The organism is Streptomyces umbrinus (assembly GCF_030817415.1).
GTDB lineage: Bacteria > Actinomycetota > Actinomycetes > Streptomycetales > Streptomycetaceae > Streptomyces > Streptomyces umbrinus_A.
This window is the reverse complement of record NZ_JAUSZI010000002.1, coordinates 11014833-11027956: the sequence shown is the minus strand read 5'-3', so window position 1 is coordinate 11027956 and position 13124 is coordinate 11014833. Positions and strand designations below refer to the sequence as shown.

The following is a 13124-nucleotide window of genomic DNA, read 5'->3' as shown; positions in this document are numbered from 1 at the left end:
GGACGTCTGCGCCGATGAGGACCGTCGACCGGTCCGCGCGCCCACACCGCGGGCCGGCCGACGCACGCCGGGCCGGTCGGCACTACGGCACCAGCCACGGCTCCTGCGGGAGCGGGCTGCCGGTCTCCAGCAGCGACTTCAGATTGGCCAGGACGGCGGGCCAGCCGGCCGACACCTCCTTGACCGCGGTCCCGTCGGCGAGGTCCTCGTGCGTGACGGTGAGCCGGACGATCCCGCCGTGCGGCCGGATGTCGTAGGTGACCTTGGAGTACTTGTCCTCCTGGCCCTCGTCCTCGGGCGAGGCCCAGGTGGTCACCAGCCGGGCGGGCCGCTCGCTCTCCACGACCGTGCCGACCACGTCGGCGATCCCCGATCCGTCGATGCGCCGGTGCTCCCACCGGGATCCTGGGCGCCAGTCCTCGGAAACGTTGCTGTGACCCCAGTACGAGGCGGTCAGGTCGGCGTCGGTGAGCGCGTCCCAGACCTTCTCGGGCGTGCTGGCGATGTAGGTGACGTACACGAATGTCGGCTTGTCGCTCATGTCTTCCTCGGCTCGTCGTTTGACCGCGCTCAGCGCGCGCAGGCGCGGGCGCTCGAACTTGTCGATCCAACGCTCCTGGATCTCGTGGAGCGGTACGGGGTTGAGGTAGTGCAGCTTTTCCCGCCCGCGCCGCACCGTGCTGACCAGGTTGGCCGCCTCCAGGACGGCCAGGTGCTGAGTGACCGACTGGCGGGTCATGTCGATGTGCTCGCACAGCTCCCCCAGCGTCTGTCCGCTGTGCTCGTGCAGCCTGTCGAGCAGCCGTCTGCGCGTCCCGTCGGCCAGGGCCTTGAAGACCCGGTCCGTCTCCGCGCCCCTGCCCGGCACTGGCCCACTTGGCTGTTCCTCGTCCGATCGCACACTCAACGTTATGCAGGCAATTACCTGCATGTCAACCGTCCGGGGCTGTCCGCCATCCCCGTCCGGTGCCGTCTGCCATCCGGGGTACCCCGGCGATATTCGCTGGCAGCGGCCGGGCGGCTCGCTCAGACTGTCGCGGTGAGCCGAACTTTCAGTGCGTGGGTGACGTCGGGTGAGGACTTTCTCGGCGCCGTCGGCCCCTTCTCCGTCGACGTGCCGTGGTGGTCCGAGGTCGAGCCGGTCGTCCGGCGTCTGCAACAGGCGCTCGGAGTACGGGTGTTGGTGGTCCGTCTGCTGTCCGTGGACGGCGGGGAGGGCGGGCGCGACGGCCATGTGACGTACCACGTCGAGGCGTTGGAGCGTCCAGGCATGCTGCTCCAACTCCCGGCGGATCCAGGGATGTTGTACGGACTCGATCCGCTGCGGGCTCCCTGGGCGCGGCTCGACGGACTCCGGGAGCTGCTCGACTGGTCGACCCGCACGCTGGCAGGGAGGGGCCGGCCTGTGACCGGGCCGGTGGAGCAGCGCCGCACCTGGAACCTGGCCGGGCTCTTCCGGCTGCCCACCGACCGGGGCCCGGTCTGGCTCAAGGCCACTCCGCACTTCGCCTCGGACGAGGCGGAGGTCATCGCCGCGTTCGCCCGCGTCGATCCGGGCCTGGTCCCGACCGTCCTCGGCTCGGCCGGCGGGCGCATTCTGATGGAGCACATCCCCGGCGAGGACTGCTGGAAGGCGTCGGCGGACACCGCCGCCTCCGGAGTGCGGCGCTTCGTCGCGGCGCAGGCGGCCCTCGCCCTGCGGCCGGAGGAACGGCCCGCGGGCCTGCCCGACCGTCATACGTCCGTCTTCGCCGAGCGGGTCCGGGAGTTGCTCGACGGCCCTGTCTCCGGCGAGCTGACCGCCCATGAGCTGGACGTGGCACGGGAGTTGACGGACCGTTGGCGGCTGCTCGACGAGTGCGGTCTGCCGGACACCGTCGTGCACGGCGACTTCCACCCCGGCAACTGGCGCAGCGACGGCGGGCCGCCGGTGGTCGTCGACTTCGCCGACGCCCACTGGGGCAACCCGGTCCTGGACGCGCTGCGCGTGCACGACTTCCTTGCCGAGGACGTACGCGCCGGTGCCGCCCGCGTCTGGGCGGACGCGTGGCTGGAGCAGGTGCCGGACAGCGATCCCGCCCGTGCCCTGGCCGTCGCCGAGCCTCTCGCGCATCTCGCGTACGCGGTCCGCTATCAGGAGTTCCTGGACGGCATCGAGCCGTCGGAGCGGATCTATCACCAGGACGATCCCGTGTCGGTGATCCGCGAGGCCGTGCGCCGCGCGACCGCTCCCGACCAGGGGCTGGCCGATCTGGAGCGCTCCGTCGTGCGGTGAGCGACGCTCACGCGCCCTTGGCCGCCCGTCCACGCGCGAGGCAGGATCGCCTCATGGACAGCCCGCTGACACTCGCCCCGCCTCCGTACCTGCGGCTCGAAGGAGAGGGTATTCACCTGCGCGAATGGTCCGAGGAGGACATCCCCGCCCTGGTCGAGCTGTACGACGACCCGGAGATCGCCCGCTGGACGCCGGTGGCCTCGCCCTTCGACACGATGGCCGCGCAGGTCTATCTCACCGAGGCCCAGGAGGCCCGGGCGCAGGGACGCAAGGTGCAGCTCGCGATCACCACGGACGGGGTCCTGCCCCAGGGCGAGGTGCTGCTGTTCCGCAGCAAGGCCGACGAGCGGGACGTCGAGATCGCCTACGGCGTGGGAGCCGCCCACCGGGGCCGGGGTCTTGCCTCCCGGGCCGTCCGCCTCCTCTCCGAGTACGCCGTGCGGCACACGGGGGCGCGGCGCGTGGTGCTGTGCATCGAGGAGGACAACGCGGCCAGCATCGCCGTCGCCCGGTCCACCGGCTTCACGCTCACCGACGACGAGCCCGTCCTGCGGACATCACGGGGGCGGCCGATAACCCTGCGGACGTGGAGCCTGACCGGTGGCGCCGCGTAACCCTTCGGGCGGTTCTCGATCGCGGGAGCCCGCCCCTGGCTGGCAGGCTGCTCCCATGGATCATGCGGAGGTTCTGCTCATCGGTGGGCGCGCGGGTGTCGGGAAGTCGACAGTGGGCTGGGAGGTCTCGGCCCGGCTGCGGCGGGCGCAGGTCGCCCACGCCGTGCTGGAGGGCGACTTCATGGGGCAGGTGCATCCGGCGCCGGAGGACGATCCGCACCGGGCAGCGATCACCGAACGCAATCTGGCGGCGGTGTGGGGGAACTTCGCCGAGCTCGGCCACCGGCGCCTCATCTACACGAACACCGTGAGCGTGCTGACCGAGGCCGCGGGCATGTTCGAGCGGGCGATGGGCGAGGACGTACGGCTCGTACGGGTGCTCCTGACCGCCTCCGACGCCACCGCCGCCAAGCGGCTGAAGGGGCGGGAGCTGGGCTCCGAGCTGGAACAGGAGCTGCGGGGCAGCGCGAACAAGGCCCGCCTGCTGGAGGAACGGGCGCCCGCGGACACCGTACGGGTGGTCACGGACGACCGCGAGGTGATCGACATCGCGCGCGAGGTGCTGGGAGTCACCGGCTGGACCGGAAACGGCGTCGACTGAGGAAAACCGCCCGGACTGCACTCACGCCGACGGGGCACTTGTAGAGGTAAGGAGTATGACGAAGAGGGGCGAAGAGGGGCTGAGATGGAGATCTCGGGCATCATCAGTGCCATCGTGATCGGCATCATCATCGGTGTGCTGGGCCGGCTCGTTGTTCCGGGCCGTCAGCGCATCGGCATTCTGTGGACGATCGCGGTCGGCATCGTGGCCGCGCTCATCGGTTCGGCGCTGGCCAACGCGTTCGACGTGTCCGACACCAACGGAGTGGACTGGATCGAGTGGCTGATCCAGATCGGACTCGCGGCGCTCGGTGTCACGGCCCTGGACCGGTCGAAGGCAGGGCGCCGCTGACCGGGACAGATCGCGGCGCACCGCGCACCGGGGCTCCACGAGGTGTCCACCGTCCACCGCATGGCGCGTCAAAGTACGAAAAGCTGTTGCAGGTCGTTCTCCGTCACGGCTAGCGTCTGCGGGTTTCCCCCCGCAGCCCGCACCGCACCTCAACCGTGACGGAGACACCTTGCCGCACCGCATCACCGCGCTCACCGACCCCCAGCCCAGCGCGTCGAGCCGCCGTCTGGCGTGGCTCGCGTCCGACGACGAGGGGGCGCCGGTCGGATCCGCCTTCCTTCGGCTGTTCACCAAGGGAGGGCAGGAGCATCTCGCCGAGTTGGAGATCGCCGTACACCGGGCGGAGCGCCGGTGCGGTGTGGGTGGTTGCCTCCTGGACGCGGCCGTCGCGGCGGCACGGGACGAGGGGCGCCGCTCCGTTCTCGCCCAGGCCGAGGCCGGTTCCCCCGGAGACCTCTTTCTGGCGGCGCGCGGTTTCCGCAGGGTGCTGGCGCTGACGTACGCCCGGCTCCCGCTGGCCGACGCCGACCTCCACCGCATCGACGAGATCGTCGAACAGCCCCATGAGGGCTACCGGTTGATCCAGTGGGAGGGCGCGGTGCCGCCCGAACTGGCCCTCTCCTTCGCCCACTCGCGCCGGGCCATGGACGACATGCCGATGGACGGGACCGACTACGGCACGGTCGTCTGGGACGTGGACCGGGTGCTCTCGGCCGCCGAGGCGATCGCCAAGCGGGGCGAACTCCTGCACACCGTCGCCGTGGTGGACAACGCGAACGGTTCGGTCGCCGGCTTCTCCGAGCTCGTGGTTCCCGGCGACGGCAGGGGAGACGCACAGCACTACGGGACCGGTGTGCTGCCCGAACACCGAGGCCACGGTCTCGGCCTCTGGATGAAGGCACAGGCCATCCGCCAGGCCCGCGCACACCACCCGGAACTCGGCGGCCTGCTCACGGACACGGCCGACAGCAACGCGCACATGCGCGGCATCAACGACACGCTCGGCTATCTGCCCACGCACAAGGCGGTGGAGTACCAGCTCGATCTGTGAGGCGGCGTCGTCACACCCGTGCGATGGGGTGCACGTACGGAGTGGTCGTCGTCAGTGGGGCGAAGCCGAGTCGTTCGAGGATGGGGCGGCTCTCGTCGGAGGCGTCGACCTGGAGGTAGCGGTAGCCACGGTCCGCGGCGATACGGGCGCGGTGGGCGACCAGTGCGCGGTAGATTCCGCGGCCGCGCCAGGCCTCGACGGTGCCGCCGCCCCACAGTCCCGCGAACCGTGTGCCGGGAATGAGTTCCATGCGGGCCGAGCTCACCGGCACGTCATCGGCGAGGGCCACGACGGCGACCACGGTGTCCGGTTCTCCGGCCAGCTGGGTGAGCAGCAGGTGGCGGAGCCGGGAGCTGTCCGTGCCGAAGGCCTGCTCATGGACGTCGGCCACGAGGTCGACGCCCGCGGCGTCGGCGACGGGCCGCAGCTCGATGCCCTGCGGCGGCCGGACGTCGAGGTCCAGCTCGCCGACCTCGGCGATCATCAGCGTCTCCTCGGGTTCGGCCGTGAAGCCGGCCGCGCGCAGCCGTCGGCCCAGATCGACGGGCCGGTCGTGCGCGTACAGCTTCCACTCGAACTCCAGGCCCAGGCTCCCGAAATGGCGCACCTGCTCGGCGATCGCCGCGTCCGCGTCGGCCTCCGAGAGGTCCGACCAGAGCACCCCGTTCCAGCCCTTCTCGGGTCCGACGTGCCGCACCACCGCTCCGACGCGCTCCACCACGGAGTCGAGGCCGAAGGGGCGCGCGCCCTCGCGCATGTCCCGGTCGAACAGTGCCAGTACCGCTGCGTGATCCATTACGCCACTCCAGCATCCGTCGGACGGGCGGGCAACGGAGTTTCGGGCGAGTGGGTGTTCCGGGGCGCCGACCGGGTGGTCATTTGGCGTCCTGGCCGTCATCTGGCGTCGTGGAAGACCAGCCCGAGCGTGCGTCGCCGCCCGGAGCGGACCGTGCTCACGCCGTGCCGCATGGGACCGATGGACCAGCCCCGCCTGGAGGCCACGGGCCGGTCGCGGGTGGTGAAGATCAGGCCGTGGCCCTGGGGCAGGGTCGTGGACGATCCCCTGGACTGGGCGCGCGGGCGCTGCTCGGTCATGATGAACTCGCCGCCCGTGAAGTCGGCTCCCGGGGCGTCGAGACCGATCACGACCTGGAGCGGGAAGAGCAGGTCGCCGAACACGTCCCGGTGCAGGGCGTTCCAGTCGCCGGGCCCGTAACGCAGCAGGATCTGGGCGGACTTGGACTGTCCGGCCGCGTGGCACCGCTCCACCCACTCCCCCAACGTGTCGGGCCAGGGCGCTGGTTGGCCCAGCCTCTCGGCCCAGTCGCGGGCAACGGGCAGGAGCCGCGGGTAGAACGCCTCGCGCAACTCCCTGACGGCATCCGGCAGTTCATGCGTGAAGTAGCGGTACTGGCCGGAGCCGAAGCGGTGGCGGGCCATGTCGATGGTCGCGCGGAATCGGTCGTCCTCGTCATAGAGGGCGGCGATCTCGTGGCACTGCCCGGGGGTGAGGAGCTGTCCGGTGAGCGCGTTGCCGTGCTCGTCGAGTTCGTCGGTCAGGGCGGCCCAGTCCTGCGCCTCGACGCGGGCCGCCAGATCTGTGGTGTGGTTCATGGTGAGAGGTGCCTCAGGGGTCAGAGGAGGGTGAGCTGCAGGACGCCCTCGTGGGTGAGGAGCTGGATCTTGTGCTCCACGCCGCCGGCGTAGCCGCGCATGGTGCCGTCCGCGCCGATCACCCGGTGGCACGGGCGCACCAGCAGCAGCGGGTTCGCTCCGATCGCCGCCCCCAGCGCCTGGATCCGCTCGCGGGGCACACCGAGCCGCTCGGCAAGCGCGCCGTACGTGGTCGACGTGCCGTACGGGATCTCCTCCAGCGCATGCCACACGCGCTGCTGGAAGTCCGTGCCACCCGGGGTGAACCCGATGTCGAACTCGGTGAGTTCACCGGCGAAGTAGGCCGTCAGCTGCCGGGTGACGTCCGCGAAGCGGTCGGGGTCGCGCCGCCAACCGGGCGTTATGGCAGGGGCGTTCCGCTGCCCCGGCATGGACAGCGACGTCAACATGACGCCGTCCGGGGTCTCTTCCCCGACCAGTAGCAGTGCGCCCAGCGGGCTGTCGGTCGTCGTACAGGCGGTCATCGTGGCCTCCCTTTCATGCGCTTTCGTTCCACTCCTCATACTGGGGTGTCCCGATCACGGATGCTGGCGGGATTCGGACGCCACGCTGCGCCGTCAGTGCCGGTGCTCACTTGAAGAAGCGCAGCGGCACCGCTCGTGCCATCGCCTCCCGGCCCGCGTCGTTGGTGTGCAGGTGGTCGCCGCTGTCGTAGGCGGCGAGGAGTCGCTCGGGATCGGCCGGGTCGCGCAGCGCGGCGTCGAAATCGATCACACCGTCGTACTCTCCGCTCGTGCGCAGCCAGTGGTTGAAGGTCTGCCGCGCCGCCGCGTTCTCGGGCGTGTAGAAGCCGAGCGTGTCGTTCTTGAACGGCGTGATGGTGGCTCCGTAAATCCGCAGTCCGCGCTCGTGGGCGCGGGCGATGAGCTGCCGGTGGCCGTCGATCAGGTCCTGTCCGGTCACCTTCTCGGAGAGCGGGGCGATGGTCCCGGGGTGGCCCAGGTCGTTCACGCCGAGCAGGACGAGGACATGGCGGACTTCTGGCTGGGCGGCCACATCGCGGTCGAAGCGCTTGAGTCCGCTCTCGCCGAAGTACGCGGCGTACGCCTCCGCGGGGTGGCCTGCGGGCGGGTTGGGGTCGTGGAGCAGGCGGTTGCCGCTGATGCCCTTGTTGAGGACGCCGACGGGGTGGCGGGGGCCGCCGGGGCCTTGGAGACGCTGGGCGAGGTAGTCGGTCCAGCGGTGGTTGGTGCCGAGGGTGGTGTCGGCCGTGATGGAGTCGCCGAGTGCGACGGCGGCCGATGCCCTGCCCGTGGCGGCAGGCCCTGCGGAGGTGGCTCGGACGCTCACGCCGGTCAGGAAGTACCAGCGTTCCGTGACGGACTGGGGCTCGATCTTGGTCTCGCCCGTCACATTGCCCGCCGCGATGTAACTGCGCTGAGCTGCAAAGGAGTTGACCGTCGATCCCGGAGTGCTCTCGGGCAGGTGGAGGCTCACGACGAGGTCGGAACGAGCGGGCACGCGGAGCGTGACGGGATCGCTGAGGACGGGCGCTCCGGCGGGGGTCGTGACCGAGGACTTGCCCGAGAAGGTCAGTTGGCGGTCCGTGGCGGGGTCGATGATCGGCTCGTCCGTGCCCGGCGCCCGGCGGGCGACGTGCACCTCGCCGATCTTCAGTGGCTGCTTGCCGAACTCGTTCGAGAGGCGGATGCGCAGGGCTGTTCCGGCGATGCTGGTGTGGACGACCTGGCGGATCGTCTGGTCGTGGAAGGTCGTGGTGTCCGTCTTGGGGATGGTGGTGGGGGCCGTGCCCCAAGTGCCGGTCCACGTGGTTGGTGCGGGCGCCTGGGCAGAGGCTGGAGAAGTGAGAGCGGCTCCCAGCAGGAGGGCTCCGGTGAATAACGCGGCGAGTCTCTTGCGAACAGTCAGGCGTTCCATGTGCGGCTCCTCGTCGTCCGGAGGAAGGGTTGGCACCCCTGGCGGGGGCCGTCGAGGCCCGGCCTCCGACAAGGGAGGCCGGGTCTCGAACAGGCAGGCATGTGTGAAAGTTTCGGGGAACTTTACGAATGAGCGGACGTGACGATAGAGACGGCTGTAACTCCCGTCAAGACGTGGGCGTCAGGGCGTGGAGACGTGCACGGCGGCCCTGCCCGGGGCGTCCGGTACGGCCCACGCCGCGGTGAACCCGCGCCCGGTGGCGACCAACCCCATGCGCTCGCCCAGGAAGTAGCCGCGCGGACTGGCCTCGTCGGGGATCCCCGGCGCCCGCCGCATGTCGTACGACGTCGGGGTCAGCCGGGTCTCCCGCCAGGTCGCCGCATCGCTCGTACAGTCGGCGGGCTCCGGCCGGCAGCGCACCAGCCAACGGTCCGTCAGCAGTGCCTCGCCCGTGTCGTTGTGCCGGAAGTCGGAGTGGGAGACGGCGACCGTGCCGTCGTCACCGACCGCCAACGCGACGGTGAAGGCCTGCTGGTTGGGCAGCGGAATGCCGCTCGGCGTGCGGTTCACCTTCCCCGGCGTGGACCAGGTGCGGCCGCCGTCGTCGGAGGCGGCCACGGCCACGGAGTCGACGGCGCCGTCGGTGAACCGCGAGTCCTGCCAGGCCACATGGATGCGCCCGGTGCGGCGGTCGACTGCGGTGTCGGAGAGCAGGCTGGTGGTGTGCGAGACCTGTTCACCGGATTCGGGGTCCTGGAACAGGAACCTGGTGCGCAGGTCGGCCACCTTCACGGGCTCGGACCAGGTCCGGCCGGCGTCGGTGGACCGTACGGCCTGAAGGGTGAGCCGGTTGGTGATCGGCCCCTCGCCGAAGCGGACCAGGGTGTGGACGTCCACCAGGGTGCCGTCGTCGAGCACGGTCAGCCGGTGGCCGGAGACGAGGTGCCGGTCGCCGGCGTCCACGACCAGGGTGGGCGGCTGCCAGCTGCGGCCGCCGTCGGTACTGCGGCTGATCCAGGCGTCGTTGCGGGTCCGCTCGGCCGCTGGGAAACGCGGGGTGACGACGTACAGCACGTCCGGATCGCGCGGGTCCGCGACCGCCGGGCCCGAGGCGACGCCGCCCCGCGCCGGATCGGTCTCCTCGATGATCACCGCGGGGCGTGTCCAGGTCCGTCCGCCGTCGTCGGAACGTATCGACAGGCCTGCACTGGCGGAGCCGTCGGCCATGGCCAGACCGCCGGTGACCAGCAGCGCGCCGTCCGCTGTGAACGTCACGGCGGGTTCGTCGGCGTAGTCGTAGCGGCCTCCCGAGCATCGGGTCAGGTGTGGAACGACGGTGCGTTTCCAGGACGTTCCGCCGTCACGCGTGACGGCCAGCACCACGCCGCGCTGGCGGTCCTGCGGCCACACCGCCGCGATACGACGGGGGTCGCCCGGGTCGGCGGCGAGCTGCGGCTCGATGGCACCGTCGGCCATCTTGCCGTCGAGCGCTCCTGGGGCGCAGCCGGCGAACGGACTGGCTCCGGAGAGCCGCACGGGTTTGTGTCCGTGGCCGTCGGGCGTCGCGCCGGCCGAGGTGCCGGACAGTGCGAGCGCCGGCAACAGGACAGCCGTGAGCGCGGTCAGGGAACGAAGGCGAGAGGGCGGGGCAGAGCGCACGGAAGGCCCCTTCCAGATGGTTGCCACCATCCTCGGAAGGCGCTCCTGCCCTGTCGTCGTACGCGTGGCGCTGTCGCCCCTACCTCCTCGGGAGTAGCCGGAGCGTCGCGGCGCGGGCCCGCCTCGGCCGCCCGGCGGGCTTGCCCTCACACTGATGTGAACGTTTCAGCATGGGCCGTATGACGCCCGCACCGATCGCCGAACAACCCGGCACACCCACGTCCGAACCCACGCTCCCGTCCGAGCCCACGTCCACGTCCGCCGAGCCCGGTCTGCCCCTCTCGGGGTTGCTCGCCCTGTCCACGGCCGCCTTCACCGCCGTACTGACGGAGCTTCTTCCGGCGGGTCTGCTGCCGCGGATGGCACCGGATCTCGGGGTTTCCGAGGCGCGGGTGGGCTTCCTGGTGACCGGCTACGCGGTCGCGTCGTTCCTCGCCGCGATCCCGCTCACCGCCGCCCTGCGCGGACTGCCACGGCGGCCCGTCCTCCTCGGCGCGCTGCTGGGTTTCGCGGCTGCCAACGCCGTCACCGCACTGTCGTCGTCGTACGGGCTGACGTTCGCGGCACGGCTCGTGGCCGGGGTGATGGGCGGGACGCTGTGGGCGATGCTCGTGGGGTACGCCGCCCGGATGGTGCCCGCCGAGCGGCGCGGCCGGGCCATCGCGATCGTGCTGGCGGGCATCACACTCGCGCTCTCCCTGGGGCTTCCCGCGGGCTCGGCGCTGGCCGACGCACTCGGCTGGCGAGCGGCCTTCGCCGTCCCGGCGCTGCTGGCCGTGCCGCTCGTGGTGTGGATACGACGCCGGGTGCCGGGCTTTCCCGGTGAGGCACGGGGCGAGCGCGTGCCGTTGCCTCGCGTCGCCGCACTGCCCGGCATCGGCACGGTCCTGTCCGTCACGCTGACGCTGCTCGTCGGCCATCAGGTGATGTACACGTACGTGGCACCGTTCTCGGAGCACGCGGGCTTCGGCCGTACGGGGCTGGTGCTGCTGGTGTTCGGTGCCGCGACCGTCGTCGGGATCTGGCTCACCGGACTGCTGATCGACCGGCATCCGCGCCGGACCCTGCTGGGTGCGCTCGCCCTGCTCGCGGCCGCGATGCTCGCGCTGGGCACGTACGCCGGTCATGGAGCCGTACTGATGGCCTCGGTCGCGCTGTGGGGCATGGCGTTCGGCGGCGCGCCGACGCTCATCCAGACCGCGCTGGTCGACGCCTCCGGTCCCGCGAACGCCGATGTGGCCACCTCGCTGCAGACCACGGTCTACAACGCGGGCATCGCGGCCGGTTCCCTAACCGGCGGTCTGATCCTGAGCAGATCGGGCGCAGACGCCCTCCCATGGACGACATTTCTGCTGGTCACGGCGACGCTCGCGATCGTGGCCGCGGGGCGCCGGCACGCCTTTCCCTCGCGGCGCCGCACGGAGTTGAGTACGGTCGGTCCAAGGTCGGCAGGAGGGCGGGTACGGCATGCTGAGTGAAGCCGAGCTGAAGCATCTGCGCCGCTGTGTGGAACTCGCGACCGAGGCGCTGGACTCCGGTGACGAGCCGTTCGGGTCGGTGCTGGTGGGCGCGGACGGCACGGTCCTGGCCGAGGACCACAACCGCGTGGCCTCCGGTGACCGCACCCGCCACCCGGAGTTCGAGCTGGCCCGCTGGTCGGCGGCGCATCTGACACCGGAGGAGAGGGCCGCGGCGACCGTCTACACCTCCGGCGAACACTGCCCGATGTGCGCGGCGGCACACGGCTGGGTCGGTCTCGGACGCATCGTGTACGTGGCGTCCTCCGAGCAACTGTCTGCCTGGCTCGGAGAGTTGGGCGTCCCCGCCGCCCCGGTCCGTCCGCTGCCGATCCAGGACGTGGCCCCCGGAGTGCTCGTCGAGGGACCGGTCCCGGAGTTGACGGACGAGGTGAGGGCTCTGCACCGGCGGTTCCATCACGCGGGCGGACAGGCCCCCTTGGCGGCGACCAGCCGTTCCAGTTCCTCCCAGAGTTCGGCCTCGCGGGCGGGGTCGTACGACGCGGGCGAGGACCGGACGGGACGGCCGCGGTCGAGATAGCTCCCGGACGGGGCGACCGGCTCGGCGACGGCCGCCTGGGCGAGTTTGCGTCCGGACGCGCGCGGGTTGGTCGAGCTGGGATGGACGCGGGTGAGGTGCAGCAGGCTGTTCCAGGCGAGGCGGTCCAGCGGTCCCGCCTCGCGGACGAGGCCGGTGCCCGGCATCAGACCGGGATCGAAGGTGTAGACGCCGATGCCCTCGGGGGTGCGGCGGTCCAGCTCGTGCGCGAGGTGCACGGTGGCCAGCTTGCTCGCCGCGTAAGCGGACCGGCCCGCCCTGACGGTTCCGGCGTCCGGGGTCGTCCAGGGCAGCGCCAGCTCGGCGACCGGAGCGGTGCGCGGCGGCGGAACCAGCCCCCAGGAGTGCCGGAAGTCCCCGAAGTGCGTGCCGCTGCCGACGAGGACTACGCGCCCCGGCGCCGTCAGCCGGTCCTGAAGCCGCCGGATCAGCTGATGGTGCCCGAGGACGTTGGTGCCGAAGGTGGTTTCGAAGCCGTCGGCCGTCCGATTCATGGCAGTGACGGCCTGCGTACCCGCGTTCGCCACCACGGCACGCAGCGGCGGGAGTTCTCCGGAGTCGAGCAACTCCCGTACGGAGTCGGCCGCCTGGCGTACGGAGTCGAGTGAGCCCAGGTCGCAGGCGACACCGCGCACCTTCGATGAGCCGGTCTCGGCGGCCAGCCGCTCCGCGAGTCCGTCCGGGTCCGAGCGGACTGCGACGAGGAGATGCAGGTCGGGACGGTCGCGCAGGAGCGTCAGGGCGGTGGCGCGCCCGAGACCGCGGCCCGCGCCGGTGAGGAGGACGGTTCCGGGAGAGGGGATGGCAGACATGGCTTGCTCCGGCCGTGTGAGAGGGGTGGGGCACGAGCAGACGGAGAATCGATCCACCCGCAAGCAAATCGGTTCTCGATACCAAACGGTACTCGATACCATTATGGATCGGGTACCCCGTGGCCCGATACCC

The 13124-nt window shown here is 71.2% G+C and carries 13 protein-coding genes and 1 pseudogene; 7 read left to right on the top strand and 7 right to left on the bottom strand.

Going from position 1 to position 13124, the window contains the following annotated elements:
* Nucleotides 1–82: 82 nt before the first annotated feature.
* Nucleotides 83–901 (bottom strand): ArsR/SmtB family transcription factor, encoded by an 819-nt coding sequence (locus tag QF035_RS48920; RefSeq protein ID WP_373466853.1) that lies wholly within the window; start codon nucleotides 899–901, stop codon nucleotides 83–85.
* 138 nt (nucleotides 902–1039) lie between these two features.
* Here QF035_RS48920 and QF035_RS48915 point away from each other — a divergent pair, with 138 nt between their 5' ends.
* The 5 genes from QF035_RS48915 to QF035_RS48895 all read left to right on the top strand — a co-directional run bounded on the left by QF035_RS48915 (nucleotide 1040) and on the right by QF035_RS48895 (nucleotide 4892).
* Complete coding sequence (locus tag QF035_RS48915; RefSeq protein WP_307528877.1) at nucleotides 1040–2275, top strand: aminoglycoside phosphotransferase family protein; 1236 nt, start codon at nucleotides 1040–1042, stop codon at nucleotides 2273–2275.
* Between the two features lie 53 nt (nucleotides 2276–2328).
* Nucleotides 2329–2889 (top strand): GNAT family N-acetyltransferase, encoded by a 561-nt coding sequence (locus QF035_RS48910; RefSeq protein ID WP_307528875.1) that lies wholly within the window; start codon nucleotides 2329–2331, stop codon nucleotides 2887–2889.
* A gap of 55 nt (nucleotides 2890–2944) precedes the next feature.
* Complete coding sequence (locus tag QF035_RS48905; protein WP_307528873.1) at nucleotides 2945–3490, top strand: hypothetical protein; 546 nt, start codon at nucleotides 2945–2947, stop codon at nucleotides 3488–3490.
* An 84-nt stretch (nucleotides 3491–3574) separates the two neighbouring features.
* A complete protein-coding gene (locus QF035_RS48900; protein WP_190228400.1) occupies nucleotides 3575–3841 on the top strand; it encodes a GlsB/YeaQ/YmgE family stress response membrane protein in 267 nt (88 codons plus the stop codon).
* 169 nt (nucleotides 3842–4010) lie between these two features.
* Complete coding sequence (locus tag QF035_RS48895) at nucleotides 4011–4892, top strand: GNAT family N-acetyltransferase (RefSeq protein WP_307528870.1); 882 nt, start codon at nucleotides 4011–4013, stop codon at nucleotides 4890–4892.
* A gap of 10 nt (nucleotides 4893–4902) precedes the next feature.
* Here the strand turns inward: QF035_RS48895 and QF035_RS48890 are convergent, their stop codons facing one another.
* The 5 genes from QF035_RS48890 to QF035_RS48870 all read right to left on the bottom strand — a co-directional run bounded on the left by QF035_RS48890 (nucleotide 4903) and on the right by QF035_RS48870 (nucleotide 10103).
* The gene (locus tag QF035_RS48890) at nucleotides 4903–5688 is read right to left on the bottom strand and encodes a GNAT family N-acetyltransferase (RefSeq protein WP_307528869.1); all 786 of its coding nucleotides are present in this window, start codon (nucleotides 5686–5688) and stop codon (nucleotides 4903–4905) included.
* A 98-nt stretch (nucleotides 5689–5786) separates the two neighbouring features.
* A complete protein-coding gene (locus tag QF035_RS48885; RefSeq protein ID WP_307528868.1) occupies nucleotides 5787–6506 on the bottom strand; it encodes a 2OG-Fe(II) oxygenase in 720 nt (239 codons plus the stop codon).
* Between the two features lie 20 nt (nucleotides 6507–6526).
* Nucleotides 6527–7030, bottom strand: a complete 504-nt coding sequence (locus QF035_RS48880; protein WP_307528866.1) for a methylated-DNA--[protein]-cysteine S-methyltransferase — start codon at nucleotides 7028–7030, stop codon at nucleotides 6527–6529.
* Nucleotides 7031–7136: 106 nt separating this feature from the next.
* On the bottom strand, nucleotides 7137–8444 hold the full coding sequence (locus tag QF035_RS48875) for an SGNH/GDSL hydrolase family protein (protein ID WP_307528863.1): 1308 nt from the start codon (nucleotides 8442–8444) through the stop codon (nucleotides 7137–7139).
* Between the two features lie 180 nt (nucleotides 8445–8624).
* On the bottom strand, nucleotides 8625–10103 hold the full coding sequence (locus tag QF035_RS48870; RefSeq protein ID WP_307528861.1) for a sialidase family protein: 1479 nt from the start codon (nucleotides 10101–10103) through the stop codon (nucleotides 8625–8627).
* 179 nt (nucleotides 10104–10282) lie between these two features.
* On the opposite strand from QF035_RS48870, the gene QF035_RS48865 reads away from it, so the two are divergent.
* Together QF035_RS48865 and QF035_RS48860 are read left to right on the top strand one after the other, a co-directional pair.
* Nucleotides 10283–11581: an MFS transporter gene (locus QF035_RS48865; RefSeq protein WP_307528859.1), complete on the top strand. Its 1299-nt coding sequence runs from the start codon at nucleotides 10283–10285 to the stop codon at nucleotides 11579–11581.
* Nucleotides 11571–12038, top strand: a pseudogene (locus QF035_RS48860) (nucleoside deaminase); the annotation flags it as partial. The gene QF035_RS48865 and the pseudogene QF035_RS48860, both read left to right, overlap by 11 nt.
* Here the strand turns inward: QF035_RS48860 and QF035_RS48855 are convergent.
* Entirely contained in the window at nucleotides 12038–12991 is a 954-nt protein-coding gene (locus tag QF035_RS48855; protein ID WP_307528857.1) for an SDR family NAD(P)-dependent oxidoreductase, read from the bottom strand. The pseudogene QF035_RS48860 and the gene QF035_RS48855 overlap by 1 nt on opposite strands.
* Nucleotides 12992–13124: the final 133 nt, after the last annotated feature.